The sequence below is a fragment of the Vicinamibacteria bacterium genome (assembly GCA_035570235.1).
Lineage (GTDB): Bacteria > Acidobacteriota > Vicinamibacteria > Fen-336 > Fen-336 > DATMML01.
In genome coordinates, this window is sequence record DATMML010000047.1 from 16,045 (window position 1) to 41,626 (window position 25,582).

The 25,582-nt window shown below is 70.6% G+C and carries 23 protein-coding genes and 1 tRNA gene; 10 read left to right on the forward strand and 14 right to left on the reverse strand.

Going from position 1 to position 25,582, the window contains the following annotated elements:
* Positions 1 to 16 precede the first annotated feature (16 nt).
* Positions 17 to 994: an alpha/beta fold hydrolase gene (locus VN461_09070; protein ID HXB54919.1), complete on the forward strand. Its 978-nt coding sequence runs from the start codon at positions 17 to 19 to the stop codon at positions 992 to 994.
* A 10-nt stretch (positions 995 to 1,004) separates the two neighbouring features.
* On the opposite strand, the gene VN461_09075 is transcribed toward VN461_09070, so the two are convergent.
* The 3 genes from VN461_09075 to VN461_09085 are packed head-to-tail and all read right to left on the reverse strand — an operon-like array spanning position 1,005 to position 3,612.
* Positions 1,005 to 1,964 carry a threonine/serine dehydratase gene (locus tag VN461_09075; protein HXB54920.1) on the reverse strand — a complete coding sequence of 320 codons (960 nt, stop codon included), beginning with the start codon at positions 1,962 to 1,964 and terminating at the stop codon, positions 1,005 to 1,007.
* The gene (locus VN461_09080; GenBank protein ID HXB54921.1) at positions 1,949 to 2,935 is read right to left on the reverse strand and encodes an ornithine cyclodeaminase family protein; all 987 of its coding nucleotides are present in this window, start codon (positions 2,933 to 2,935) and stop codon (positions 1,949 to 1,951) included. The genes VN461_09075 and VN461_09080 overlap by 16 nt, the downstream gene beginning before the upstream one ends.
* Complete coding sequence (locus tag VN461_09085) at positions 2,932 to 3,612, reverse strand: arylesterase (GenBank protein ID HXB54922.1); 681 nt, start codon at positions 3,610 to 3,612, stop codon at positions 2,932 to 2,934. Before VN461_09085 ends, VN461_09080 begins: the two co-directional genes overlap by 4 nt.
* Positions 3,613 to 3,645: 33 nt before the next feature.
* Between VN461_09085 and VN461_09090 the strand changes: the two genes are divergently transcribed.
* Positions 3,646 to 4,347, forward strand: coding sequence for an ABC transporter ATP-binding protein (locus tag VN461_09090; protein ID HXB54923.1), 702 nt, complete (start codon positions 3,646 to 3,648; stop codon positions 4,345 to 4,347).
* Entirely contained in the window at positions 4,344 to 6,920 is a 2,577-nt protein-coding gene (locus tag VN461_09095) for an FtsX-like permease family protein (protein HXB54924.1), read from the forward strand. Before VN461_09090 ends, VN461_09095 begins: the two co-directional genes overlap by 4 nt.
* Positions 6,921 to 6,926: 6 nt before the next feature.
* Here VN461_09095 and VN461_09100 read toward each other — a convergent pair whose 3' ends face one another.
* Complete coding sequence (locus VN461_09100; GenBank protein ID HXB54925.1) at positions 6,927 to 7,523, reverse strand: peptidylprolyl isomerase; 597 nt, start codon at positions 7,521 to 7,523, stop codon at positions 6,927 to 6,929.
* Between the two features lie 179 nt (positions 7,524 to 7,702).
* Positions 7,703 to 8,539 carry an IS1 family transposase gene (locus VN461_09105; GenBank protein ID HXB54926.1) on the reverse strand — a complete coding sequence of 279 codons (837 nt, stop codon included), beginning with the start codon at positions 8,537 to 8,539 and terminating at the stop codon, positions 7,703 to 7,705.
* A gap of 386 nt (positions 8,540 to 8,925) precedes the next feature.
* Between VN461_09105 and VN461_09110 the strand changes: the two genes are divergently transcribed.
* Positions 8,926 to 9,336, forward strand: coding sequence for a hypothetical protein (locus VN461_09110; protein ID HXB54927.1), 411 nt, complete (start codon positions 8,926 to 8,928; stop codon positions 9,334 to 9,336).
* Between the two features lie 142 nt (positions 9,337 to 9,478).
* A tRNA-Ala gene (locus VN461_09115) sits at positions 9,479 to 9,567 on the forward strand.
* Positions 9,568 to 9,957: 390 nt separating this feature from the next.
* Here VN461_09115 and VN461_09120 read toward each other — a convergent pair.
* Genes VN461_09120 through purL form a run of 3 tightly spaced genes read right to left on the reverse strand, consistent with a single transcriptional unit; the run spans position 9,958 to position 14,564 of the window.
* Complete coding sequence (locus VN461_09120; protein ID HXB54928.1) at positions 9,958 to 10,827, reverse strand: PfkB family carbohydrate kinase; 870 nt, start codon at positions 10,825 to 10,827, stop codon at positions 9,958 to 9,960.
* Between the two features lie 7 nt (positions 10,828 to 10,834).
* Positions 10,835 to 12,289 (reverse strand): amidophosphoribosyltransferase, encoded by a 1,455-nt coding sequence (purF, locus tag VN461_09125; GenBank protein ID HXB54929.1) that lies wholly within the window; start codon positions 12,287 to 12,289, stop codon positions 10,835 to 10,837.
* Positions 12,290 to 12,344: 55 nt separating this feature from the next.
* Complete coding sequence (gene purL / locus VN461_09130; GenBank protein HXB54930.1) at positions 12,345 to 14,564, reverse strand: phosphoribosylformylglycinamidine synthase subunit PurL; 2,220 nt, start codon at positions 14,562 to 14,564, stop codon at positions 12,345 to 12,347.
* Positions 14,565 to 14,616: 52 nt separating this feature from the next.
* Here purL and VN461_09135 point away from each other — a divergent pair, with 52 nt between their 5' ends.
* Together VN461_09135 and VN461_09140 are read left to right on the forward strand one after the other, a co-directional pair.
* Positions 14,617 to 15,885, forward strand: a complete 1,269-nt coding sequence (locus tag VN461_09135; GenBank protein ID HXB54931.1) for a sterol desaturase family protein — start codon at positions 14,617 to 14,619, stop codon at positions 15,883 to 15,885.
* A gap of 138 nt (positions 15,886 to 16,023) precedes the next feature.
* Positions 16,024 to 16,341, forward strand: coding sequence for a hypothetical protein (locus VN461_09140; protein HXB54932.1), 318 nt, complete (start codon positions 16,024 to 16,026; stop codon positions 16,339 to 16,341).
* Positions 16,342 to 16,354: 13 nt separating this feature from the next.
* Here VN461_09140 and purQ read toward each other — a convergent pair whose 3' ends face one another.
* From purQ to purB, 4 genes are read right to left on the reverse strand one after another with little or no spacing between them, the layout of a single operon-like run.
* Entirely contained in the window at positions 16,355 to 17,050 is a 696-nt protein-coding gene (purQ, locus tag VN461_09145; GenBank protein HXB54933.1) for a phosphoribosylformylglycinamidine synthase subunit PurQ, read from the reverse strand.
* Positions 17,047 to 17,289 carry a phosphoribosylformylglycinamidine synthase subunit PurS gene (purS, locus tag VN461_09150; GenBank protein HXB54934.1) on the reverse strand — a complete coding sequence of 81 codons (243 nt, stop codon included), beginning with the start codon at positions 17,287 to 17,289 and terminating at the stop codon, positions 17,047 to 17,049. Before purS ends, purQ begins: the two co-directional genes overlap by 4 nt.
* Positions 17,290 to 17,304: 15 nt before the next feature.
* Positions 17,305 to 18,366 carry a mechanosensitive ion channel family protein gene (locus VN461_09155; protein HXB54935.1) on the reverse strand — a complete coding sequence of 354 codons (1,062 nt, stop codon included), beginning with the start codon at positions 18,364 to 18,366 and terminating at the stop codon, positions 17,305 to 17,307.
* Positions 18,345 to 19,673: an adenylosuccinate lyase gene (purB, locus tag VN461_09160; protein HXB54936.1), complete on the reverse strand. Its 1,329-nt coding sequence runs from the start codon at positions 19,671 to 19,673 to the stop codon at positions 18,345 to 18,347. The genes VN461_09155 and purB overlap by 22 nt, the downstream gene beginning before the upstream one ends.
* A gap of 126 nt (positions 19,674 to 19,799) precedes the next feature.
* On the opposite strand from purB, the gene VN461_09165 reads away from it, so the two are divergent.
* Complete coding sequence (locus VN461_09165) at positions 19,800 to 21,485, forward strand: NAD-dependent malic enzyme (GenBank protein ID HXB54937.1); 1,686 nt, start codon at positions 19,800 to 19,802, stop codon at positions 21,483 to 21,485.
* A 4-nt stretch (positions 21,486 to 21,489) separates the two neighbouring features.
* Here the strand turns inward: VN461_09165 and VN461_09170 are convergent, their stop codons facing one another.
* Together VN461_09170 and VN461_09175 are read right to left on the reverse strand one after the other, a co-directional pair.
* Entirely contained in the window at positions 21,490 to 22,314 is an 825-nt protein-coding gene (locus VN461_09170) for an MBL fold metallo-hydrolase (GenBank protein HXB54938.1), read from the reverse strand.
* A gap of 7 nt (positions 22,315 to 22,321) precedes the next feature.
* Complete coding sequence (locus VN461_09175; protein HXB54939.1) at positions 22,322 to 23,587, reverse strand: pitrilysin family protein; 1,266 nt, start codon at positions 23,585 to 23,587, stop codon at positions 22,322 to 22,324.
* A gap of 29 nt (positions 23,588 to 23,616) precedes the next feature.
* Between VN461_09175 and VN461_09180 the strand changes: the two genes are divergently transcribed.
* Positions 23,617 to 24,033: a hypothetical protein gene (locus tag VN461_09180; protein ID HXB54940.1), complete on the forward strand. Its 417-nt coding sequence runs from the start codon at positions 23,617 to 23,619 to the stop codon at positions 24,031 to 24,033.
* Positions 24,030 to 25,559, forward strand: a complete 1,530-nt coding sequence (locus tag VN461_09185) for a hypothetical protein (GenBank protein HXB54941.1) — start codon at positions 24,030 to 24,032, stop codon at positions 25,557 to 25,559. The genes VN461_09180 and VN461_09185 overlap by 4 nt, the downstream gene beginning before the upstream one ends.
* The last annotated feature ends 23 nt before the right edge of the window (positions 25,560 to 25,582 follow it).

Consider the following 25,582-nt stretch of genomic DNA (forward strand, 5'->3'; position numbering starts at 1 on the left):
CGGGAGCCACAAGGGCGTGCCGCCATCCTCCACCTCCCCCTTCCGCCCGCCTCCCTTCCTGGTCGGCGGGCACCGGCAGACCATCCTCGGCTTCTGGTCCCGGCGCTACCTGGGCTGGCCCCTGCCCGTGGAAGACATGGTGGTGGAGGCGGGCGACGACGCCCGCCTGCTCGTGCGCGCGACCTGGCAGCCCGGCCCGCGGGATGAGAGCTCCGCGCTCGTGGTGGTCCATGGCCTGGGCGGTTCCGACCGGTCCCCCTACACCCTTTCCACCGGCCGGCTGGCCTTCGCGCGCGGCTGGCACGTGCTGCGGGCGAACCTGCGCGGGGCGGGAGACGCGGAGGCCCTCTGTGCGCGGCTCTACAACGCGGGCCTGGACAGCGATGTGCTCGCGGTGGTGGAGGGGGCGGCGCGGGTCTGCCCACGGATCTCCGTGGTCAGCTTCTCGCTCGGGGCCAGCATGGCCCTCCTGGCCCTGGGCCGGCATCCAGACCGGCTGCCCGCCGCCCTCCAGGCGGTCGTGGCCGTGTGCCCCCCCCTCGACCTCGCCGCCTGCGCCGCCGCCTTGGAGCGGCCCCAGAACCGTGTCTACCAGCGCTACTTTCTCAAGAACCTTCGCGCCGCTTACCGGCGGCGCCAGCGCCGACGCCCGGACCTCTACGAGGCGGGTCGGGAGCGGGGCATCGAGACGATCCGCGCGTACGACGAGGCCATCACCGCCTTCTACGGCGGGTACCGAAGCGCCGACGATTACTACGAGCGCTCCAGCGCGGGGCCCTGGCTTGAAGCCATCGGGCGAAGGGCGTTGATCCTGGCCGCGGCCGATGACCCTCTGGTCCCCGCGGAATCGGTGGCGCGCTGGCCGCTGCCCTCCTCGGGGCTGGTCGAGCGCGAGATGGCCCCGACCGGGGGCCACGTGGGCTTCGTGTCCCGCACCCGCGCGCCCGGCTTCTTCTGGGCCGCGGAGCGCGCCCTGGACTTTCTCGCCTCCTGATGCGGCTCGTTCAGAACGTGCCGGAGAGGACGGCGCAGAACCGGTCGAGGTCGATGTTCCCGCCGGACACGATGCAGACGATCCTGCTCTTTCCCGCGCCCCCGGAGAGGGCACACGCCACCGGGCAGGCCCCCGCGCCTTCGGCAATGACGCGGTTGCGCTCCGCCAGCACGCGAACCGCGGCCGCCACCTCGGCCAGGCTCGCCTTGAGGGCGTCGTCGATGAGGCCCCGTACGCGGTCCAGCATCCGGGGGAAGACGGTCTTGGCGCCGATGCCGTCCACAAAGGAGGGGCGGTATTCGACCACCCGCGGCGCCCCCGCCGCCAGGGCCTCCCGGAGGGGAGCCGCGGTCTCCACCTCGGCCGCGAAGAGTCGGCAGGCTGGCTTACGGGCCTTCATGGCGGCGGCGATCCCGCAGAAGAGGCCTCCCCCGCCCCAGGGTATGACGAGGGCGTCCACCTCGGGCAGGTCCTCCAGGACCTCCAGGGCGATGGTGCCGTTTCCCGCCATCACCTGGGGATCGTCGAAGGCGTGGATGAAGGTGCCGGGGAGGCCCGGGTAACGCCGCTCCTCGAAGGTCTGCCACCAGCGCTCATAGGAGACCTTGAGGACGCGGCCCCCCAGCCGCTCGATGGCCGCCACCTTGGTGGCGGGGGCGGTGTCCGGGGCCACCACCGTGCAGGGGATGCCCAGCCGTCGCGCGCAAAAGGCCACCCCCTGGGCCATGTTGCCGGCGGAGGCGGTCAAAACCCCGCGGGAGAGCTCCTCCGGGCTGAGCCTCGCCATCGCGTTGGCCGCCCCACGGATCTTGAAGGACCCGATGGGCTGCAGGCTCTCGAGCTTGAGGTGGATCTCGGCCGGGGCCTCGGGCAGGTTCAAGCGCACGAGGGGCGTGCGCGAGGCCACGCCTGCGATGCGCCCCCGGGCCTCGGTAATCTCGTCCAGGCTGGGGATCAGAACTCCGCCCACGTCCCCACCCCCGTCTCGCGGGCCCGCCGATCGACGTGGGCGGCGGCGGCCAGGTCCTCCACGGCCAGGCCCAGCGACTTGAAGAGCGTGATCTCCTCCCCCGAGGTGCGGCCGGGGGCGGAGCCCAAGAGGAGCTCGCCGATCTCGGCCCGTATGTGGTCCGGTCCGATCGCGCCCTCCTTTAGCGCAAAGAGGTAGTCCCCCGACTCGTTCAGCGTCGACTCCCGGCGGTCCACGAAGAGTCGGGCGGCGGCCATGGTGGCCGCGTCCACCTCCCGGCGGGTGGGAAGGCTGGCCCCCACCACGTTCAGGTGCGCCCCCGCCGCCACCCACCTCCGCTGGACCACCGGCTCCGCGGCGCTGGTGGCGGTGACGATCAGGTCCGCCCCCTTGAGCGCGGCTTCCACACTCGCCACCGCCTCGATGGGGAAGGGGTGGCACCCGGCCATCTCTTCCGCGAAGGCTTGGGCGGAGGCCAGCCGCCGGCTCGCCACCCGGACCCGCCGGAGGCTCCGCACTTCCGCCATGGCCTTGAGGTGCGACCGCGCTTGGACCCCGGCCCCGAGGATGGCGAGGTCACCCGCGTCCTCCCGGGCCAGGAGGCGGGTGGCGACGCCGGACACGGCCGCGGTCCGGATGGCGGTCACCGCGGACGCGTTCATCAGGGCTTGGAGCTCCCCCGTCTCCCCGCTGTAGAGCAGCACGCTGCCCTGGTGGGCGTCCTTCCCCGCCTCCACGTTCTTCGGAAAGACTCCCACCGCCTTCAGGCCGAAGGCGGGCCTCGCCCCCCCCTGGTAGGCGGGCATCAAGGCCATGAGCCCGGCCGCGCCCGGGGGGCGAACGATCATGCGCAACGGCTGGTGGGCCTCTCCGCGCGCGAGGCCGAGGAGGGCCACGGCCATGATGTCGATGCATTCCCCCATGGGAAGAAGTTTCTCCACCTCGGCCTGGCTCAAGATCAGGATCTTCATGGGGCCTTATCTTGGCTCAACCCCGAGCCGGAGGGGGCGCCCCCGGACGGTGTCCCTAAGAGCAGGGGCCGGAGGGCCATCCAGACCGTCTCCGCCACGCGCCTCTGCCCCTCCGCGGTGGGATGGATGCCGTCCGCCTGGTTCAAGGACGGGATTCCCGCGACTCCCTCCAGCAGGAAGGGGATGAGCACGGCGTCGTTCTTCTTCGCGAGCTCAGGAAAGACCGCGCGGTACCGGCGGCCGTACTCGGGGCCGTAGTTGGGGAGGGCCAGCATGCCCGCCAGCACCAGCCGGGGCGGGGGCGACTGCCGGCGGGCCCGATCAAAGATGGCCTGGATGTTGGCGCGGGTCGCTTCCGGATCCTGGCCGCGCAGGCCGTCGTTGCCGCCCGTCTCCAGCACCAGCACGTCGACTCTCGTGCGCAGCAGCCATTCCAGGCGGCGCAGGGCCCCCGCCGAGGTCTCGCCGCTCACGCCCGCGTTCACGGCCCGGTAGCGAAGGCCGGCCGCGTCCAGCTTGGCCTGGATCAAGGCCGGATAGGCCTGGGCGGGATCCTCCAGGCCGTAGCCGGCGGTGAGGCTCGTGCCCAGGAAGAGGATGATGCGAGGGGTGGGAGCGGGCTCGGGGCGCGCGGGGGCGGCGAGGAGCGCGAGGAAGAGGGCGTTTCTGGCTATCATGCTTGAGGGGGAGAGGGGGCCGGAGCCTTGTCCATGCTGCGCTGCGAGTCGCTGACCAAGACGTACTCGTCCGGGGGGCACGAGCTCGCTGTCCTGAAAAGTATCACGTTCTCGCTGGAGGCCGGCGGCTTCCTGGCCGTGGCGGGCCCCTCGGGCAGTGGGAAGACCACCCTCCTCGGCCTCCTGGCCGGCCTCGACCGGCCCACCCAGGGCGACGTGTGGCTGGACGGCCAGGACCTCTCCTCCCTCAGCGAGGACGAGCGGGCCCGTCTGCGGGGAGAGAAGGTGGGCTTCGTCTTTCAATCCTTCCATCTGATCCCGACCCTGACCGCGCGCGAGAACATCCAGGTGCCCCTCGAGCTTCGGGGCGAGGAGGCCCGCGACCGGGCCGAGGAGCTGCTGGCCCGGGTGGGACTGGCCGACCGCGGCCACCACTACCCCGCCCAGCTCTCCGGGGGAGAACAGCAGCGCGTGGCTCTGGCCCGCGCGTTCAGCCACCGCCCCCGCATCCTGTTCGCGGACGAGCCCACCGGCAACCTGGACGCCGCCACCGGGGCCACCGTCATCGACCTCATGGCGGAGATGAACCGGGAGCTGGGCACCACTCTCGTGCTCGTGACCCACGACCACGACCTCGCGGCCCGCGCCCGCCGCGTGATCCGCCTGGCGGACGGCGCCATGGTGGCCGACACGGCTTCCCCCGCGGTCCGGCCGGCCGCCCCGCCCCAGCTTTGAAGGGCCTCGGCTTCGTCCTGGCCATGGCCGGGCGGGAGAGCCGCGCCTCCTTCCGCCGCATCAGTCTGATCGTGTCCGCCATCATGGTCGGGGTGGGGGCGCTCGTGGCCATCAACTCCTTCACCGCGAACCTGCAGGACTCCGTGCGGCGGCAGGCCAAGGCCCTGCTCGGTGCGGACCTCGCCGTCTCCAGCGCGGCCCGCTTCTCGGCCACGACCCTCGCCCTGCTCGAGGAGCTCAAGGGGGCGGCCGGGGCGCGGGGCGCCGCGGCCGAGGCGCGGGTCACGAGCTTCGCGGCCATGGCCTACGTGCCCCGGACATCGGGCACGCGCCTGGTGCAGGTGGCGGCGGTGGAGCCCGGCTACCCCTTCTACGGCGAGATCGAGACCGCGCCCCCCGGGGAATGGGGCCGGCTCCCTGAGGATGCGGGCGCGCTCGTGGACCCCTCGCTCCTCACCGCCCTGGGGGCGCGCGTGGGGGACACCCTCGCCCTCGGGGAGGCCCGGTTCCTGATCCGCGGCACCGTCCTGAACGTGCCCGGCGACGTGGGGGTGCGCTCGGCCTTCGGACCCCGCGTCTTCATCCCCGCCGGCCGCGTGGAGGAGACGGGCCTCCTGACCTTCGGTTCCCGCGGCCGCTACGAGGCCTTCTTCAAGCTCCCCGAGGGAGCCGACGCCCAGCGCCTGGCCGAGCTCTACCGCACGCCCCTGAACGCGGAGCGCGTCAACCTCCGCACCGTGTCCGAGGACCAGCGCCGGCTGAACGACACCTTGACCCGCCTGGGCCGCTACCTCGGGCTCGTGGCCCTGGTCGCCCTGCTTCTGGGCGGGCTGGGGGTGGCGAGCGCGGTCCACGTCTTCGTGCGGAACAAGATGGAGACGGTGGCCGTGCTCCGCTGCCTGGGGGCCAGCGGGGGCCGGGTCCTGGCCGTGTACCTCGTGCAGTCGGCGGCGATCGGCCTTCTGGGCAGCCTGGCCGGAGCCCTCCTGGGGGTGCTCGTCCAGTTCGCCTTGCCCCGGGTCCTGGGCGGGTTCCTGCCCGTGGACGTCCGCATCGCCCCCTCCTGGCCGGCGATCCTGGGCGGGGTCGCGCTCGGGCTTTGGGTAGCTACGGTCTTCTCTCTTCTGCCCCTGCTTGCGGTGCGGCACGTGTCGCCCCTCGTGGTCCTGAGGCGGGCCTACGAGGACAGCTCTCCTCCCCCCCGAACCCTCGGGCGGGGCCTAGCCCGGCTGGCCGTGGCCCTAAGCGTGGTGGCCCTGGCCGTGCTCCAGGCGGGTCGGCTGGTCCCGGGACTGGCCTTCGCGGCCGGCGCGGGGGTCGCCCTCTTGGGCCTCTGGCTGGCCGCCCTCGCCCTCACCCGCGCGGTCCGCCGCTTCTTCCCCACCCGCCTGCCCTACCTCTGGCGCCAGGGCCTGGCCAACCTCTACCGCCCCCACAACCAGACGGTCACGGTCGTGCTGGCTCTCGGCTTCGGGACCTTCCTGCTGAGCACGCTCCTGCTCGTCCAGCACAACCTGCTCCGCGACCTGCGCGTGGACGGGGGGCGGGCGCGTCCGAACCTCGTGCTCTTCGACATCCAGCCGGACCAGCGCCCCGCGGTCGAGGCAAAGATGAAGGAGGCCGGCCTGCCCCTGGGGCCGGCCGTGCCCATCGTCCCCATGCGGATCCTCTCCGTGAAGGGCCGCGTCGTGACGCAGGTGCTGGGCGCGCCGGGCTCGGCGGAGGCGGTGCGCGGACGCTGGGCCTTCCGGCGCGAATACCGCAGCACCCACCGCGACACCCTCGAGCCTTCGGAGCATACGGTAGGGGGGCGCTTCTGGGACCCCGGCGCGGGGCGCGGGCCCGTCGAGGGCGCCCCCGTTCCGATCTCGATGGAAACGGGGGTGGCCAAGGAGCTGGGGGTGGGCGTGGGCGACGAGATCGTGTGGGACGTGCAGGGCGTGCCCGTACCCTCCCGGGTCGCGAGCCTGCGCGAGGTGGAGTGGGTGCGCTTCGAGCCCAACTTCTTTGTAGTGTTTCCCGAGGGCCCGCTGGACGAGGCCCCCCAGACCTACGTCATGCTGAGCCGGATCGAGGACCCCGGGCGGCGGGCGACGTTCCAGCGCGGTATCGTGGAGGCCTTTCCCAACATCTCCGCCCTCGACCTCTCGCTGGTGCAGCAGGCGGTGGAGGCGATCCTGGCCCGGGTGGCCTGGGCGCTGCGCTTCATGGCCCTCTTCAGCCTGGCCGCAGGGGCGGTGGTGCTCCTGGGGGCCCTGGCCGCCAGCCGCCACCAGCGCATCCGCGAGGGCGTGCTCCTCCGCACCCTGGGGGCGACCCGGGCCCAGGTCCTGCGCGTGCTCATCGCCGAGTACATGAGCCTGGGCGTGCTCGCCTCCCTGATCGCTCTGCTGCTCTCCTGCGCAGCGGGCTGGGCTCTGGTGCGGTTCGGCTTCGACACCGGCTTCCATCTGCCCGGGCCGGCCCTCGTCGGCCTCGCTCTCGGGGTGGTCGTCCTCACCCTGGGGGTCGGCCTCTGGAGCAGCACCGAGGTCTTCCGTCGGACGCCGCTCGAGGTTCTGCGGGCGGAGTGAGGGGCCTCAGGGCTTCTTGACCGTCACCGTCATCTCCACGCGGTCGCGGGCCCGGTCTCCGTCCACCGGCGTCTGCCCGATCCGGTCCGCCACCTCCTGGCCTGCGATGACTTGCCCGTAGACGGTGTACTGACCGGTGAGGGACGGCTGGTCCGCGAGGCAGACGAAGAACTGTGTTCCCGCGCTGTCCGGGCTCGAGGGGCGCCGGACGGCGGCCACCGTGCCCCGAGTCAGGGGCCGGGAGGAGAACTCCGCCTTCAGCAGGCCCAGGCCGCCCGTGCCGTAGCGGGCGCTCTGGCTCTTGTCCTTGGAGAGGGGATCCCCGCCCTGGATGATCCCGCCCGCGATGATCCGGTGGAACGTGGTGCCGTTGTAGCCGCCCGCCTTCGCGGTCTTCACGAACAGCTGGACGTGGCTCGGGGCGAGCTCGGGCAGGAGTTTGATCGTGAACGATCCGAGGCTGGTCTCGACCACCGCTTCCGTCTCCGGGGGCAGGGGCTCGGGCGCCTTGGGCGTCGTCGCGGGCGGGCCCGCGACGACGGAGGCGGCCGCGGCCAGGGTGACCGCGGCCAGGAAGGGGGCTCGACCCCCGCCCTCACTCATCGGAGCGCTCGACCGAACGCGACGCCCAACCGCCGGTTGCGACCGAGCAGAGGCTGCCCAAGGCAATTGGACCTGACTCGGCGTCGGCTCGTGGTACCGGGGCATCCTGCCTCGCCCACATGACGGGCGCTACGGCCAGGAGGGCCGAAAGTCAAGCACATGGAGCGTCGGGTAGTGTCTCAGTTTGAGGGCCGATCCAAAAGGGCCACGATTTCAGCCAAAGACCAGACATGATCGGAGACGCCGGCCTCCATCGCCGGGGTCACCCGGAGCGTGGAATGGACGCGCCCAAAGTTGTAGTAGAGGGTGTAGAGCGACACGGCCGCCTCGTGATTCTCGGCCTTCTTGGAGAAGGCATTGGTTAGCCGGGTGAACCGTCGCATGCTCATCCGCATCGTGAGATTCTGGCGTTCGATGTAGGACGTGGAGATGTGGGCGGGATCGGGGTCGCCCGAGATGGCCGTGCGCTTGCAGCCGGTGCAGACGGGCGGGCTGTAACGGCGCTGTCCCTCGGGAGCCTCGCCGTAGAGCTTCACGAGTTGGGCAAAGTCCACGTCCATCCCGAAGGCACCCTCTACGGCCTCTAGGTACGCCTTGTGGCCGTCTGTGGTGAGTTGCACGCGGGTCGCCAGCCGGGAGGCTACGTCCTCCATGAATACCGTGGCGTAGCCTGCGTCACGGCCGCCGATCAGCCAGGAGACGATTAGCTTGGAGTCCGCATCCATCGCGGTCCAGGTCCACATGTCGCCGGCTTTGCCTTGGGCCTTCATGGTCTCCGGGGCGTTCTTTTCCTTGGCATAGACGAAGGACCAAATCTCATCACACTGGATGCGCTTGGAGCGGAGGTTGACCAGCGTCTCTCGCTGGTAGCGGTCGCATGCTACGCCCAGGTCGGCTAGGAGCTTCATGACGGTATTGATGGCAACGCCCGTCATGCGGGCCGTGGACCGAAGGCTGTTGCCCTCGACTAGGGCCGCCACGACCGCCGCCCGCTTCTCTTGGCTTAGCCTGTTCATACCCCTAATATATGCTTGAGCGGCTCAAGCGTCAAGTACTTCTTTTGATGTTTGTGTGCAGCTTCCGTAACGAACAAACCGGCGAACCAGGGACGAAGTTTCGGGCGAACTATGCCATTGACTTAGCGGTCCGGTTCGCATACGCTTCGTGTGGGAAAAAGTTTGGCGGGGGCCTCGGAACCTTCTCAGGGGTCGAACCGAAGCCTCCCGCCAGGGAAGGAACGGCTATGTCACGTTTGGCGCCCGGAAAAAGGGCGGACGGTTAAGGAAACTCCGTCAGAAACCCCAGCTTGACGCCGTGGGCACGGGAACCAAAACCCCGTGCCCCTTTTCCAGACTCCAGGGGGAGTCTATACGATAAAGCCACGCATTTCAAGGGGTTTCCGATGAAGAGCATGGACCAAACCGAGCGGATAATCGCTGAGCTGGAAGCCGAACGCGCCGAGTTGGATGCGGCGATTGCGGTACTCCGACGAAAGCTTAGACCTGTCTGGCGACCCGCGTCCGGCTCGACCGCCCCTGAGGGAGCGGCCAAGGCCCCAAGAGGGCCCCAGAGGCTACCTTTCCGGAGGCTCAGCGTGCCCGAGGCGCTCCGTATGTACGCCGCCAATGGAGCCAGCGGGGCTCAGGCCCCGCGAGAGATCGGCGAAGCCCTCAGGGCGGGGGGGATCAAGAGTAGGTCCCCTCACTACACGAGCATCATCAGGACGACCCTCAGGAGGCTCGGCACCGAACTCGGCTGGAAGAAGCTTGAAGATGGTCGCTGGGAGCCGATGCCCCCCCAGTCGAGCCCCTAAAAGACGAAGGGCCCAGCGCTGCAACGCCGGGCCCCCAGACCCCCCAGTCCTAGAACCAAGGAGGCTGATTGATCTCTCTACCAACATACTAGCCCACAAAACCCCATTGTCAACTACAAGATATGGGGGTTAGTCCGCCAAAGCCGGGGTACGGAAGCGGTCAAACTGAAGGTCCCTGCAAGGCCCTGTCTCCTAGAGACTTCAGGGGTTCGAATCCCCTCCCCGGCTCCAACGGGCCTTTGCTGCCCGCCGAGCGATGGCCTTCCGTCTGGCTGCACTCAGGGCCCTAGCTCTGGCTGGACCCCCCTTCCGGCCGCCCCGACGACCTAGGGCGGTCATAACGGCACTGATAGCCTCGGAACTGGGCTCCGGGGGGGCCTGAGGGGGCCCGGGGAATGATTCGTCCCCCGTAGCCTGGCGCATGACCCTCAGGGCTGATTGTGTACCATCTTCCTCTTGCTTGACCCGCTTTGGCATGCCTCAAAGATAGGCATAGGCGGGGCCATCCGTCAAGGGCTCAGGGCTTTTTCGGGCTTTCAAACTGAGACACTACCGAGCGTCGAGACCACCGCTTACGTTTTGCGGACGCCGCGGGAGGCGTGAAGGGCACATTCATGACGCCTACTCCGACCATTCTCCCTCGCCTTCTTCGAGGAGGTGCTCGCGCGCGGCCAGCCGGCGAAGGACGTCGTCTCGGTCGCCCAGGGTGGACGTGCCCACGCCCTCGACCACGCAGGAAGCGGCACAGGTCGCGAACACGGCCGCCTCCAGGGGATCTCCTGCCTCATGGTAGCGCATTAGGAAAGCAGCCGCGAAGACGTCGCCCGCCCCCGTGGGGTCCACCTCCGGCCGGGGGTAGGCGGGGACTTCCTGCGCGCCCGCGCGCGTGAACAGGGTGAGGCCCTGCCAGCCGCGCGTGCAGGCCACGATCGGCACCTGAGCCAGGAACTCCCCCGCCCGCGCCGCCCCCCCCGGGAGGTCCTCCTCGGAGAGGAAGAGCACGTGGACGCCCTCGAGGTCGCGCGCGGGATCGGCCCAGTCGCGGGCGGAGACGCGGCCGTCGCGATCGAAGTCGCGCAGCCAGCCCTGGGCGATGGCCCCCACGCAGCCGGCCGCGAAGGCGGGGACGAGCGATCCCTTGATCTCCCCCGCCACCGGGCCCAGGAGCAGCACCTCGGGATCGCGCCAGTCGTCGGGAAGGGACAGGAGCTCGAGGTCGTCGGCGCGGGCGAAGAGGACCTGCTGCCGCGCGCCGTCCTCGTCGTAGGAGTTCCCGAAGCGCGTGGTGGCGGGCGCGGGTTTAACGAAAGCGGCGACCCCGGGCAGGTCGCGGGCGGGGTCGAAGTCCAGGGGGCTGGCCGAGGTCAGGACGGCCGCCGTCCAGCCCAGGCGGCGGGCGGCGAGGGCCGCGTAGGAGGCGCTTCCCCCCAGGACGTCGCCCCCCTCCCGCCGGTCCCAGGTCACGTGTCCGACGGCCAGGAAGCGGGGCAAGAGGGGCCTAGCCCCGCACCTTCTCGAAGAGCCGGAGCTGGGAGCTGTCGGGCTGGGAGACGGCCACCGGGTAGCGGCCGGAGAAGCAGGCCGTGCAGTGGCGGGTTTGGCCCGGGTCTTCCACGGCCTTCAGCAGGCCCTCGTGGGACAGGTAGGCGAGGCTGTCCGCCGCGATGTACTGCCGGATCTCCTCCAGCGAGTGTCGGCTCGCGATCAGCTCGCTCTTCAAGGGGGTGTCGATCCCGTAGTAGCAGGGTCCGGTGGTGGGGGGGCTGCTGATGCGCACATGGACCTCGCGCGCTCCCGCCCCCCGGACCATGCCCACGATCTTGCGGGAGGTGGTCCCCCGCACGATGGAGTCGTCGATGAGCACCACCCGCTTCCCTTCCAGGACGCTCTTCACCGGGTTCAGCTTGACCTTCACCCCGAAGGAGCGGATGGACTGCTTGGGCTCGATGAAGGTGCGCCCGACATAATGGTTGCGGATGAGGCCCCACTGGAAGGGCAGGCCGCTCTCCTGGGCGTAGCCCAAGGCGGCCCCCATCCCGCTGTCGGGCACAGGCACCACGATGTCGGCGGGGGCGGGGGCCTCGCGGGCGAGCTGCCGGCCCAGGAGCAACCGGGAGAGGAGGACGTTCCGGCCGAAGACCTGGCTGTCCGGACGCGCGAAGTAGACGTGCTCGAAGATGCACTGGCTAGGCGGCTCGGGCGGGAAGGGGTGGAAGGAGCGCACCCCCTGCTCGTCGATCACCAGGAGCTCGCCCGGCTCGACGTCCCGCACGTACTGGGCGTCGATCAGGTCGAGGGCGCAGGTCTCGGAGCAAATGATGGTGGCCCCGTCCAGCCGCCCCAGCACCAGGGGCCGGAAGCCCCAGGGGTCGCGGGCCGCCACCAGGGCCTCGGGGGTGAGGAAGAGCAGCGAGAACGCCCCCATCACCTTGGAGAGGCTGGCCGCGATCGCGTCCTCCAGGCGCTCGCGGTGGCTGCGCGCGTAGAGGTGCAGGATCACCTCCGTGTCGGAGGTGGACTGGAAGATCGAGCCCGCTGCCTCCAGCTCCTGCCGGAGGATGGCCGCGTTCACCAGGTTCCCGTTGTGGCCGAGGGCGATGGTCCCCCGATGGCATTCGATAAGGATGGGCTGGGCGTTGGCGGCCACCGTGTCCCCGGCCGTCGAGTAGCGCACGTGGCCCATCGCCCGGTCCCCCTCCAGGGTGGACAGACGGGCATCGGTGAAGACGTCGTTGACGAGCCCCATGCCCTTCTCGATGCGCAAGAGGGCGCCGTCGCTGGCCACGATCCCCGCCGACTCCTGCCCCCGGTGCTGGAGCGCATAGAGACCGAGATAGGCCAGGTGGGCGGCCTCGGGGTGGCCGAAGATGCCAAAGAGGCCGCAGCGGTCGTGAAAGTGGTCGTCGTCGGCGCGGCGAGCCCGGTCCTTGGGGTTCTCGCCTCCTGGCGGCATGGCCGCATGGTAGCCGATTCCAGCGCGCCAGGGGCGGAGGGCGGAGCCTTGGGGGTCAGGAACCGGGGACGAGAGCGACCCCCAGCCGCCTCTCGAGGTCCATCCAGCCCTCGTGAAGGCGGGCCACGGGCAGGTCCACGAACACCCGGGTACCGGAGAGAAGGACGAGGCGATCGCCCCCCACCGTGCCCAGGCCCACGCAGGGGACGCGATGACGGAAGGCGGCCGCGCGCAGCCGGGCCTCGTCCCGGGTGGTCACGATCATCCGCGAAGGGGACTCGGAGAAGAGCAGGACGTCGGGGCGGAGGCGGCCGGGCAGGTCGAAGCGACCGCCGAGGCCAGGCTCTTCCCGGGCGAACGCGCACTCCGCCAAGGCCACGGCCAGGCCGCCGTCGCTGGGGTCGTGGGCCGAGAGGAGGAGGCCGGCGCCGGCCGCCTCCACCACCAGCGCTTGGAGCCGCTTCTCCTCCTCCAGGTCGAGCCCGGGGGGCGGACCCGCCACCTTCCCGTGCACCACTTTCAGGAACTCGCTCCCCCCAAGATCCTCACGGGTGTCGCCCAGGAGAAAGACGGCGTCGCCCTCCCGCTTGAACCAGGAGGTGAGGGCCTTGTCCGCGTCCTCCAGGAGGCCCACCACACCCAGGACGGGCGTGGGGTAGATGCCCTGGCCCTCGGTTTCGTTGTAGAGGGATACGTTTCCGCCCGTGATGGGCACGCCCAGCGCCCGGCAGGCCTCGCCCAGGCCCGCGATCGCGGCCACGAGCTGGCCCATGATCTCCGGCTTCTCGGGGTTCCCGAAGTTGAGGCAGTTGGTGGCGCCGATGGGGGTCGCACCTGCGGCCACCACGTTACGGCAGGCCTCGGCCACGGCCAGGCGCGCGCCCGCGCGCGCATCCAGCCAGCAGTAGCGGCCGTTCCCGTCCACCTTCAGGGCCAGGGCCTTCGTCGTCCCCTTGATACGCACCACCGCCGCGTCCGAGCCCGGCCCCACCATGGTGTTGGTGCGGACGGTGCTGTCGTACTGGCGGTAGACCCAGCGCTTGCTGGCGATCGAAGGCGAGGCCAGGAGGCGGAGGAGGGCCTCCCCCAGGTCGGGGGGCGGGGGCAGGGCCAGAACGTCCTCCGAGGCCGCCGGGTTCACCGGCTCCACAAAGGGCCGCTCGTAGAGGGGGGCGTCGTCGGTGAGGGCTCGGTTGGGGACGTCCGCCTCCAGCACGCCCCCCGCGAAGACGCGCAGCCGCTGGTCTGCGGTCACCCTTCCGATGGCTTCCGCGTGGAGGTCCCACTTCTCGAAGATGCGGATGATCTCCGCCTCCCGTCCCTTCTCCGCCACGAGCAGCATCCGCTCCTGCGACTCCGAGAGCATGACCTCGTAGGCGCTCATCCCCGTCTCGCGCTTGGGCACCTTCTCTATGTCGATCTCGACCCCGGTTCCCGCCCGGGCCCCCATCTCGGAGGTGGAGCAGGTGAGGCCGGCCGCCCCCATGTCCTGGATCCCCACCACCGCCCCCGTCTCCAGCGCCTCCAGGCAGGCCTCCAGCAGCACCTTTTCCAAGAAGGGATCGCCCACCTGCACGGTGGGCCGTCGCTCCTCGCTGCCCTGGCTGAACTCCGCGGAGGCCATGGTGGCGCCGTGGATCCCATCGCGGCCGGTCTTGGCCCCCACGTAGAAGACGGTGTTGCCCACACCCTCCGCCCGGCCCCGGAAGATTGCCGTGGACTTCACGATCCCGAGGCAGAAGGCATTCACGAGCGGGTTCTGGCGGTAGCACTCCTCGAAGACCACCTCCCCGCCCACGGTCGGGCAGCCAAAGGCGTTGCCGTAGCCGCCGATCCCGGACACCACCCCGCTCAGGAGGCGGCGGCTCTTCGTCTCCTCGGGGGGTCCGAAGCGGAGGGAGTTCAGGATGGCGATCGGCCGCGCCCCCATGGTGAAGATGTCGCGCAGGATCCCGCCCACCCCGGTGGCCGCCCCCTGGTAGGGCTCGATGAACGAGGGGTGGTTGTGGGACTCGATCTTGAACACCGCGGCCAGGCCGTCCCCCAGGTCCACCACCCCCGCGTTCTCTCCCGGCCCCTGGAGCACCCGGGGCCCCTTTGTGGGCAGGGTCCGGAGGTGGATCTTGCTGCTCTTGTACGAGCAATGCTCCGACCACATGACGGAGAAGAGCCCGAGCTCGGTGCGGTTGGGATCGCGTCCCAGGGCCTTCACGATGCGCTCGTACTCCCCGGCCGTGAGGTTGTGCTCGGCGAGGACCGCGGAGGAGATCGACATTTCGTTTCTCATTCTAACCGGCAGGAGGCGATGTGGATCTGGCCCCGGTTTTTTGGGTACCATCATCGAGGGGAGCGCCCCCGCGGCGCCCATGAACTACATCCACCTCGCCATCCCCGTCTTCTTCCTCCTCATCGGGCTCGAGCTCGTTCTAGCCCGGATCGTGGAGAAGGACTACTACCGGCTCTCCGACTCCATTAACGACCTCTCCTGCGGGATCATCCAGCAGGTGCTGGACGTGTTCCTGAAGACGGTTCTCTTTGCGGGCTACCTCTACCTCTACGGACACTATCGGGTCTTCACCCTCCCCACGAGATCGCTCCCGACCTGGGTGGCCGGCTTCCTGGGGGTCGACCTGCTTTACTACTGGTTCCACCGCTGGAGCCACGAGATGAACGCGGGCTGGGCGGCGCACATCGTCCACCACCAGAGCGAGGAGTACAACCTCGCGGTGGCCCTCCGGCAGGGCGCGTTTCAGGGCTCGTTCTCCTGGATCTTCTACCTCCCCCTGGCCCTGCTCGGGCTCCCCCCGCTGCTGTTCTTGACCGTATCCTCTTTCAACACCCTCTATCAGTTCTGGATTCACACCCGGACCATCGGCCGGCTGGGTCCCCTGGAGTGGGTCCTCAACACCCCCTCCCACCATCGCGTGCACCACGGGCGGAACCCGAAGTACATCGACCGCAACCATGGGGGCACCCTGATCGTCTGGGACCGGCTGTTCGGGTCCTTCCAGGCCGAGGAGGAGGAGCCGGTCTACGGGATCACGACTCCGCTTCGCAGCTGGAACCCGCTCTGGGCCAACCTCCACTACTGGGTCGACCTCTTCGCCAAGGCGCGCCGAGCCCGGCGGCTCCGCGACTCCTTTCGGCTCTTCCTGAAGCCGCCGGGGTGGCATCCCGAGGAGTTGGGCGGCTTTCTGGCCGCCCCCGAGGTGGACCCCCAGACCTACCACAAGTACGACACCCCCGCCCCGCTCGGCCTGCGGCTCTACGTGCTCGGGCAGTTCGTCCTCGTCAACCTGGCTGCTCTCGCGTTCCTATTCCGAGAGAGCGGGATGGGCGCCCTCCCGCGCTCGGGGGCGGGCCTGGCCATCGTCGTCACCCTGGCTGGACTCGGGGGTCTGCTCGACCGGCGGGCCTGGGCCTACTGGCTGGAGGCCATCCGCCTGGTCGGCCTGGCCGCGCTTTGCGCCGCCCTCCTTCCCGCCCCGGCCTGGGCGGCGGCGGGCACAACCCTCGCGCTCATCGCCCTTGGCTGGCTCCTCGCCTACCGGCGCGTCTTTCTGCCAGCCTCGACCGCGCCCGCCCGCGCCGCCTGAATCGGTTGCGAGCTAGGCCTCCCCTCGGCTGGAGCGTAGACGAAGACAAAAAAAACCACCGACCCCGCACAAAAGCCGTGCTAGGATCAAATTTGGACGGCAGGTAGCGAAGTGACGGCCCTCCCTCAGGGTCACCGAATGGTCAAGGTCTGCGCCTGGTGCCAGAAGTACCTCGGAGTCGCCGATTCTGAGGACCCGCTCTCGATTAGCCACGGCATCTGTCCCACCTGCGTGGCCCGCCAGCAGCAGGGGGAGATGCCCACCCTGGTGATCCCCGAGAAATGGGCGGACACCTTGCCCCTCATGGAGGCTCTGCTCCGGGGAACACCCGAGATCCGGGTGGTCGTGGAGCGGCGGGTCGGCAGTCGCCGCCGCCCCCATTCCTCCTCGAGCGAGCCCGAGGATCGTCGCCGGCTCTCGGACCGGCGGCAGAGCGACGGGATGCTGCTGATCTGACGGATCCGACGATCTAGACCGTCTGCAGCGCCCGCACCAGCGCCTCGAGGATGCGGCGGCCGTCCGTCGAGCCGAGCTCCGGCTCCGAGGCCCGCTCCGGGTGGGGCATGAGGCCCACCACGTTGCGGGCCCGGTTGCAGACGCCGGCGATGGCCCGGGAGCTGCCGTTCACGTTGGCCGCATCCTCCAGTCGGCCGTCCTTCGTCGTGTATCGGAAGACCACGCCGCCCTCCCCTTCCAGACGGTCCAGCTCCTCGTCCGGCAGGTAGAAGTTCCCTTCCCCGTGCGCGATGGGCATGGTGAGGACGGTGCCCTCGGCCAGGCCCGCGGTCATGGGGGTGTCGCTGCGCTCGACGCGGACGTGCACGGGCAAGGACAGGAACTTGAGGCCCCGGTTGCGCAGCATCGCCCCCGGGAGCAGTCCCGCCTCTTGGAGGATCTGGAAGCCGTTGCAGACGCCGAGCACGGGCCCGCCCCTCTCCGCGAATTCGCCCACCGCCCGCATCACGGGGCTAAAGCGGGCGATGGCCCCCGTGCGGAGATAGTCGCCGTAGGCGAAGCCGCCCGGGAGGACTACGGCATCGAGGCCGGAGAGATCGGTGTCCTTGTGCCAGACGAAACGAGCCTCCTGGCCGCAGACGTCCTTCAGGACGTAGTACGTGTCGTGGTCGCAGTTCGAGCCGGGAAACACCACCACTCCGACTCTCATGCCTCGACCTCCACGCGGTAGCCCTCCATCACCGGGTTGGAGAGGACGCGACGCGCGATCTCCTCCGCCGCCGCCCGCGCCTCCTCCCCGCCCAGGCCTTCGAAGGCCACCTCGAAGTACTTTCCTTGGCGGACATCGGCCACCCCCCGGTAGCCCAGGGATTGAAGAGCGTCGTGGATGGTCTTGCCCTGGGGGTCGAAGACCGATTTCTTGAGCGTCACGTAGACACGGGCTTTGATCATCGCGCTGACCTCCTAACGGGCCGTCTCCGAGAGGATACGGCGGACAGGGACGGGGATCTCGATCCCCGCCCCGCGCAGGAGGCGGTAGGCCTCCTCGTGGACCTGGCTGCGGGCGAGCCCCTGCTGGGTATAGTCCCGGGTCCAGAACACCAGCTGGAAGTTGACGGAGAAGTCGGCGAAGCGCGAGACCAGCACCTGGGGAGCCCGGTCCTGGTCCACGTACTCCGAGGAGAGGGCGGCCTCGCGCAGGATGCGCTTCGCCTGGGCGAGGTCGCTTCCCCAGGCCAGGCCGACCTCCAGGCGGGTGGCGATGGCGCGGGAGGGCCGGCTCAGGTTGATCAGCCGATCCTTGGTGAGCGAGTTGTTGGGCACGATCAGGAAGGTGTCATCAAGGGTGCGGATCTGGGTGGCCCGCATGCCGATCGTCTCCACGTCGCCCACCTCCCCGGTGGCGAGCTGGATGCGGTCTCCGATCCTGAAGGGCCGGTCCAGCATGAGGGTGAACCCCGCGAACATGTTGGCCAGGGTGTCTTGGGCGGCCAGGCCCAGGGCCAGCGAGCCCACCCCCAGCGACACCACCAGGGACTGCACGTTCACCCCGAAGTGGTTGAGGATCGCGATCAGGCCCAGGACCAGGATGACGAGGCGGCCCAGCTTGGACAGGAGGGGACCGAACTCGGTGGCCAGGACCTCCCCCCGGCGCGACTCGGTCGAGTACCAGGCGAGGAGGACGCGGTAGGCGCGTATCAGGGCGAGGCTCACCAGGGCCACGGCCAGGGCGTAGAGCGCCTGATCCAACCTGTCGATCCATGGCCCGGGAGCCGGCAGGCGATGGAGGGCAGCGTAGGCCCCGATGAGGAAGAGGGCGTAGGTCAGCGGCCGTTTCAGGCCCTTGATCGCCCTCTCGTCCAGGGGCCGGGCCGTCCGCCGGGCCGCCCGGGCCAGCATGCGGCCGAGGAGGAAAGACAGGAAGCGGGCCCCCAAGTAGGAGCCGAGGAGGATCCCCGCGCTTGCCAGCAGCCCCTCGAGCGCTCCCCCCGAGGTGGAGAGGCTCATGCGCTCGTCCCCGGCCACGGCTCCTCCCCCGCTCCCCGGAAGACCCGCGCGAACACCGCGTCCACATGCGTCAGGTAGCCCTCGGAGCGGAAGATCTCCGCGATCTCCTCGTCCTTCAGGATGGCCCGCACCTCCGGGTCTTGGGAGACGCGCGCCCGGAAGTCCCCCTCCGTCTTCCAGGCCTCCATGGCGTGGGCCTGCACGATGCGGTAGGCCTCCTCCCGCCGCATCCCCCGCGCCGTGAGCTCCAGGAGAAGACGGCCCGAGAAGACGAGACCGCGGGTGGACTCCAGGTTCGCCCGCATGCGTTCGGCGTGGACGACGAGGCCCCGTACGATCCCCGTGAACCGCCGCAGCATGTGGTCGAGGGCGAGGAAGCTGTCGGGGATGATGACCCGCTCCACCGAGGAGTGGCTGATGTCCCGCTCGTGCCAGAGCGCGATGTTCTCCATCGCGGCCAGGGAGTTGGTGCGCACCAATCGGGCCAGGCCCGCCACCTGCTCGGAGCCCACCGGGTTGCGCTTGTGGGGCATGGAGGAAGAGCCTTTTTGCACGGCCCCGAAGGGCTCCTCGACCTCCCGCACCTCCGTCTTCTGCAGGGCGCGGACCTCGGTCGCGAACTTCTCCAGGCTGGCCGCGAGCAGGGCGAGGGTGGTCATCACCTCCGCGTGGCGGTCCCGCTGCAGGATCTGCGACGAGACGGGGGCGGGCTCCAGGCCCAGCCGGGAGCAGACCGCCTCCTCCACCTCCGGGGGCAGGTACGAGAAGGTGCCCACCGGGCCCGAGAGCTTGCCCACCGCGATCGTGCGGCGGGCCCGGGCCAGCCGGCGCCGGTGGCGGACGAGCTCCGCGTACCAGAGGGCGAGCTTCAAGCCGAAGGTCATGGGCTCGGCATGCACGCCGTGGGTGCGCCCGATCATGGGGGTGTGCCGGTGCTCCTGCGCGCGGTCGGAAACCGCGGCCAGGAGAGCGTCGAGGTCCTCCCGGATGAGGTCGCAGGCGTCCCGCATGAGGAGACCGAGAGCGGTGTCCACTACGTCGGAGGAGGTCAGACCGTAGTGGAGCCAGCGCCCCTGGGGACCCACGCTCTCCGCCACGTTGGAGACGAAAGCGATCACGTCGTGCTGGACTTCCTTCTCGAGGGCGTCGATGCGCGCGGGGTCGAAGCGCGCCTTCTCTTTGATGGCGAGGAAGGCTTCCTTCGGTACCACCCCGCGCTCGGCCAGGACCTCGGTGGCCGCGAGCTCGACCCGGAGCCAGGCTCCGAAGCGGCTCTCGTCGGACCAGAGGTGCGCCATCTCGGGCCGCGAATACCGCGGGATCACGGGGTCGAGTCTATCATCGCTGGCCGCCCATCTTTGCCGGGGATCACGCGGGAGGCAAGGGGCGGCGCCGTTCCGGCCACGCCCCCCCCACCCGGGTATATGCTTGCTCTGCCTGGGATGGAGTCCTTGCGCCGGCGGACCGGCCCCGACGGGAAAGACCGCGTGCTCGTCCCCTACCGCGGGACCGCGCTCCTGAACCACCCCCTGTATAACAAATCCACCGCCTTCACCCACGAGGAGCGCCTGGCCTTCGGCCTCGAGGGCCTCCTCCCCGACGTCGTGAGCAGCATGGAGCAGCAGGCCCGCCGGGCCTACGGCAACATCGTGGCCAAGCAGAGCCCGCTCGAGCGCTACATCGGCCTGGGCGCGCTCCACGATCGCAACGAGCACCTCTATTTTCGGGTGCTCCTGGACCACCTGGAGGAGTTCCTGCCCGTGGTCTACACCCCGACCGTGGGCCTCGCCTGCCAGCAGTACAGCCGTATCTTCCGCCGGCCCCGCGGCCTGTGGATCACCCCTGCCCACCGGGGACGGGTGGCGGAGGCCTTGGCGAACGCGCCCTTCGAGGACGTGCGCCTCATCGTGGTCACCGACAACGAGCGCATCCTGGGCCTGGGCGACCAGGGGGCGGGCGGCATGGGCATCCCCCTGGGGAAGCTCTCCCTCTATACCGCGGCCGCGGGGATCCCCCCCTGGCAGACCCTGCCCGTCAGCCTGGATGTCGGCACCGACAACCCCGCCCTCCTGGGGGACGACCTCTACATCGGCCGGCGCCACCCCCGGCTTCGGGGCCCGGACTACGAGCAGGTGGTGGACGAGTTCGTGCGCGCGGTCAAGGCGCGCTTCCCCCGCGCCCTCCTGCAGTGGGAGGACTTCAAGCAGGCCAACGCGTTCAAGCTCCTCGAACGCTACCGCCGCGAGCTGCCCTCCTTCAACGACGACATCCAGGGCACGGCGGCGGTGGCGGTGGCAGGGCTGAAGGCGGGGGCCCGGGCCGCGGGCCGGCCCTTCGCGGAGGAGCGGGTGCTCATCGTGGGCGCGGGGGCGGCCGGGGTGGGCATCGCCCGCCTCATCCGGAGCGCCCTTGAGAAGGCCGGGGTGGGGGGCGACGAGCTGCCGCGGTCGGTCGCCCTCTTCGACGTCGAGGGGCTGCTCGTGGACGCCCCCGAGGACTACCGCCGGGCGCTGTCCTGGCCGGCGGCGCTGGCCCGGGCCCATGGTCTGGCCCCGGGCGCGGACCTGCTCACCACTGTTCGCGCCCTAAGGCCGACCGCCCTCATCGGCGTCTCCGGGGCCGCGGGCGCGTTCTCGGAGGACGTGGTACGGGCCATGGCCGCCCAGGTGGAGCGGCCGCTGGTCCTGCCCCTCTCCAATCCCACCAGCCAATCCGAGGCCCGGCCCGCGGACGTGATCGCGTGGACGGATGGGCGGGCCCTCGTCGCCACCGGAAGCCCGTTCGATTCCGTCTCCAGGGGGGGCCGGACCCATCGCATAGGCCAGGGCAACAACGTCTTCGTCTTCCCCGGGATCGGGCTGGGGGCGCTCGTTTCCGAGGCCCGGGAGGTCACCGAGCCCATGTTCGCCGCCGCGGCCGAGAGCCTGGCCGCCCAGGTGCGGGACGAGCACCTCCGGGAGGGGAGGCTCTTCCCGCCCGTAGGGGATCTGCGGTCGGTCACGGCGCGGGTGGCGGAGGCGGTGGTCCGCGAGGCCCGGGACTCCGGCCTCGGCCGCGGCTTTCGCGACGCCGAGATCGCCCCCGCCGTGGCCGCCGCCATGTGGGAGCCAAGCTACCCGCTCCTGGAGCCGGCCTAGGCCGTCACCACAGGCGAAGTTGTCCCCGGGCGCGCTCCCCCTCCCCCGGCCGAGCCACCTCGATCCATTCCGTGCCCAGGGGGTCGGTCAGGCGGAGCTTGACCTCGGTCCGACCCCGACGCCGCAGGGACTGCTCCGCGGCCATCCGGGCCACCTCGGGGTGGTTGTTCGTCTGCGAGAGGTGGGCGAGCACGACCGTCCGGCACGCCCCCCCCAGGCCGTCGGCCAGATAACGGGCCACGTCGCCGTTGGAGAGGTGCCCGGAGAGGCCCAGGATGCGCTCCTTCAAGGACCAGGGGTAGGGCCCGCCCCGCAGCATGTCGGGGTCGTAGTTGGACTCCAGGAGGAGGGCGTCGCAGCCGCGGAACGCCTCCACCAGGCTCCGGTTCACGTGGCCGAGGTCGGTGGCGTGCCCGAGGGAGACCCCGCCCGCGGAGACCACGAAGGCTAGAGGCTCCGCCGCGTCGTGGGGGATGGAGACCCCCTGCACGGTGAGGGCGCCCACGCGACGGGGGGCCGTCGCCTCCAGCACGTCGTAGCCCGCGATATCGGTCGCTCCCAAGCCGGCCGCCGCGTAGGTCCCCCGCGAGCCGCACAGCCGCACCCCCCAATTCGCGGAGAAGGCGGCCGCGCCCCGGATGTGGTCGGAGTGCTCGTGGGAGATCACGATCGCGGCCAGGGAGTCGGGCTCCACCCCCGCGGACTGCAGCCGCTCGGCCAGGGCGCGCGGGCCGAGGCCAGCGTCGATCAGGATGCGGGTGCCGCCCCCCTCCACCAGGGTGGCGTTGCCGGAGCTGCCCGACCCGATGACCCGGAAGCGGAGCTTCAAAAACCCCCTACAAGCGGAGCTGCGCCGCGCGTGGTCGGTAACCCTTCAGGTTCCCGAGCACGCTCACGGTCAGGCGGCCGGCGAAGATCTCGTTCGCGATCCTCTGCACGTCGTGGCCGCCCACCGCCTCGATCCCGGCGGTGAGCTCGTCCAACTCGAAGTGGCGGCCGAAGTAGATCTCCTGCCGGGCCAGGTGGCTCATGCGGCTGCCCGTGTTCTCGAGGGAGAGCATGAGGCTGCCCTTCAGGTGATCCTTGGACCGGCGTAGCTCGGCCTCGGGCAGGAGCTCGCCCTTGAGGCGCCGGAACTCCTCCCGGGTCAGACGGACCACCTCCTCCACGGAATCGAGGCCGGTGCCCGCGTACACGGTCAGGCTCCCCGCGTCGGAGTAGGAGGTGACGCCGGAGGAGATCGAGTACACGAGCCCCCTCTTCTCGCGGATGTTCTGGAAGAGGCGGGAGGACATGCTCCCCCCCAGGACCGTGTTCAGGATGTAGCCCGCGTAGCGGTCGGGATGGGTCTGGGGGTACGCGGGCGCACCCAGACACAGGTGGACCTGCTCCAGCTCTTTCTTGGCCCGGGTCACGACCCGGGCCGCCGGCTTGGGGGCGTGTCCGTTGGCCGGGGTCCGGCGGAGCACGAGTGTCCCGAAGTGCCGCCTTACGAGGGCGGCGGTCACGCCGTGGTCAAGGTTCCCGGCCGCCGCGATGAGCATGTTTCCGGGGTGATAGACCTGCCGGAAGAAGGTGGCCAGATCCTCGCGGTGGAAGCCCCCCACGCTTTTCTTGGTGCCCAGGATGGGCCGCCCCAGGGGGTGGTTGGGCCAGAAGGCCTCCGTGAAGAGCTCCATCACGAGGTCGTCGGGAGTGTCCTCCACCATGTTGATCTCCTCGAAGATGACCTTTTTCTCCTTGGTCAACTCCCGGGGATCGAAGAGGGGGTTCATGACGACGTCGCCCAGGATGTCCACCGCCCTCGGCAGGTGGTCGTCCAAGACCTTCAGGTGGAAGGAGGCGTACTCCTTGGCCGTGAAGGCGTCCATGTAGCCGCCGATCGAGTCCACCTCGGAGGCGATGGCCTCCGCCGTCCGGTTCTTGGTCCCCTTGAAGACCATGTGCTCGATGAAGTGGCTGATGCCGGTCTGCTCGGGGGTCTCGTGGCGGCTGCCCCGCTTCAGCCAGACCCCGATGGCCACGCTCCGCACGTGGGGCATGGACTCCGTGATCAGGGTCAGGCCGTTCTCGAGGATCTCCTTGACGATCACAACCGGCACGATACCACAGGGCGGGGCCTCTCCCGGGCGTGCTAGACTGCGGCGCGGGAACGAGCGTGGACGACTCCGACTACCACCGCTACGTCCGGATCAACCTCCCCCACGCCCGCACGATCTTGCTGCGCATCGGCCGTAGCCTGGAGGCCCTGGGGGCCTTTGGGGAGGCGGGAAACGGCGGGGCCCTGGGGTTGCACGGCGCGTTCGAGTCGCTCGAGCGCGCCCTGCGAGAGTTCGACGAGGACCCTCCCGCTGAGCTCGCCCTGCGCGGGGCCGACGCCGCCGCACAGCAGGGCCGGAGCCTGGTGGCGGCGATCCTCGCCACGCCGTGCCGGAGTGACCGCCTCGGCCAGCACGTGCGCAACCTGTTCGAGTGCCTAGGCCTGGCCCAGGAGGGAGCCGACCTCTCCCTCCAGTGCGGGGAGCACCCGGACTCGCCCATGCGGTGAGCCCGGAGCAAGGCCGGCCGCGGTCTCGGTTCCTGGGCGCGGTGCACCTCGCCGGCCCCGCCCGCTCGGCGCTCCTGGCCGCGGCCACCATTCTCGTCCTCCTGGCCATCGCCACGGACGCGATCCCTCTCCTGCGGGGCCCCGCTCCCTACCCTCCGGAATGGCAGTGGGCGTACCGCGAGTCTCCGGGGAGCGGCCGGCTCCTTCCCGCGCTTGCCGCCGCCGCCGGCCTGCTCGGCCTGCTCGCCCTCTCGGGCTCCGCCTGGGCCCGGCGCGGGCCGCGCCGCGCCGCCCTTCTGCTTCTCCCCGCGGCCGCCGCGCTCGGCTGGCTCTTCCAGCTCGGCCTCCTGGACCTTGAGCCTGCGGGCGCCCTCCCCACCCTTCTCGCCCGCACGGTCTCCAGAACCCACACCTCGTACTACACGGTCGCGGTCTCCCCCGAGGCCCGGGACCCGTGGGAGCTTCTCCGCCGCTACGCCTCCCTCCTCCCCACGTTCCGCAGCGCCGCGAAGCACGCCGCCACCCACCCCCCCGGACCCGTCCTCTACTATCGGGGCCTCGTTGCGCTGTGCGAGGCCTCGCCACCGCTCACCGCCCTCCTTCTGCGCTCCCTGCCCGAGGATCGGGAACCCAAAGCGCCCGCGGCCCGCGCGGCCGCCCTCCTGGGCGCGCTTCTGCTCGGCCTCCTCGGTGCCGCGACCGGCCTGCCCGTGGCTTGGCTGGCCGCGCGCCTCGCGGGCGATACCCTGGCCGGCGTTCGGGTGGGGGTGCTCTGGAGCCTGCTGCCCGGGCCGGCCCTGTTCGTCCCCCAGTTCGACCAGGCCCTGACCCTGCCCGTCACCCTCGCGGCCGCGCTCCTCATCGGGGCCCTCGGCGCGGACACGCTCGCCCGGGCCCTCCTTCCCGCCCTGACCGCGGGGCTCCTCGGGGGGATCGCACTTTTTCTCTCCTACGGTTCCGGGGCCTTCCTGCTCCTGGGCGGGCTTGCCGCCCTCGCCCTTGATCGATACCCCCGGTGGAGGGGGCTCCTCCTTTGCGGTCTTGCCGCCTCAACCGCCCTCGGCCTCCTCGCCCTCAGCGCGATGGTCGGCTACGAGCCGCTGCGGGCCGCGGCCACCGCGCTCGCCATCCACCGCGAGGTCTACACGCGACCGCGCAGCTACGCGCTCTGGCTCCTCTTCAACCCCCTGGACCTGGCCCTCTTCCTGGGGGTGCCCGTGACCCTGCTGGGCCTCTCCCGTCTGCGCTCCGCTCTCGGCGGCCCGCCCGCCGGGCCCGCGGGGGCGGGGGGACGCCTGACCCTGGCGATGGCGGGCGGGCTCTCCCTCCTCGTGCTCTCCGGCGTCACTCGCGGCGAGGTGGGGCGGATCTGGATGCCCCTCATGCCGCTGCTCCTGGTTTCGGCCCTGGCCCGCCCGGCGGGCGTGGACGGCGAGACCGCGGGCCCCGGACGGAGCTTGGCGCTGCTTCTGGGGCTCCTCCTCGCCGCGCTCTGCATCACCATGCGGGTCTTCTGGGCGCTCTAGCACCCTTGACTTGAGAGAGGACC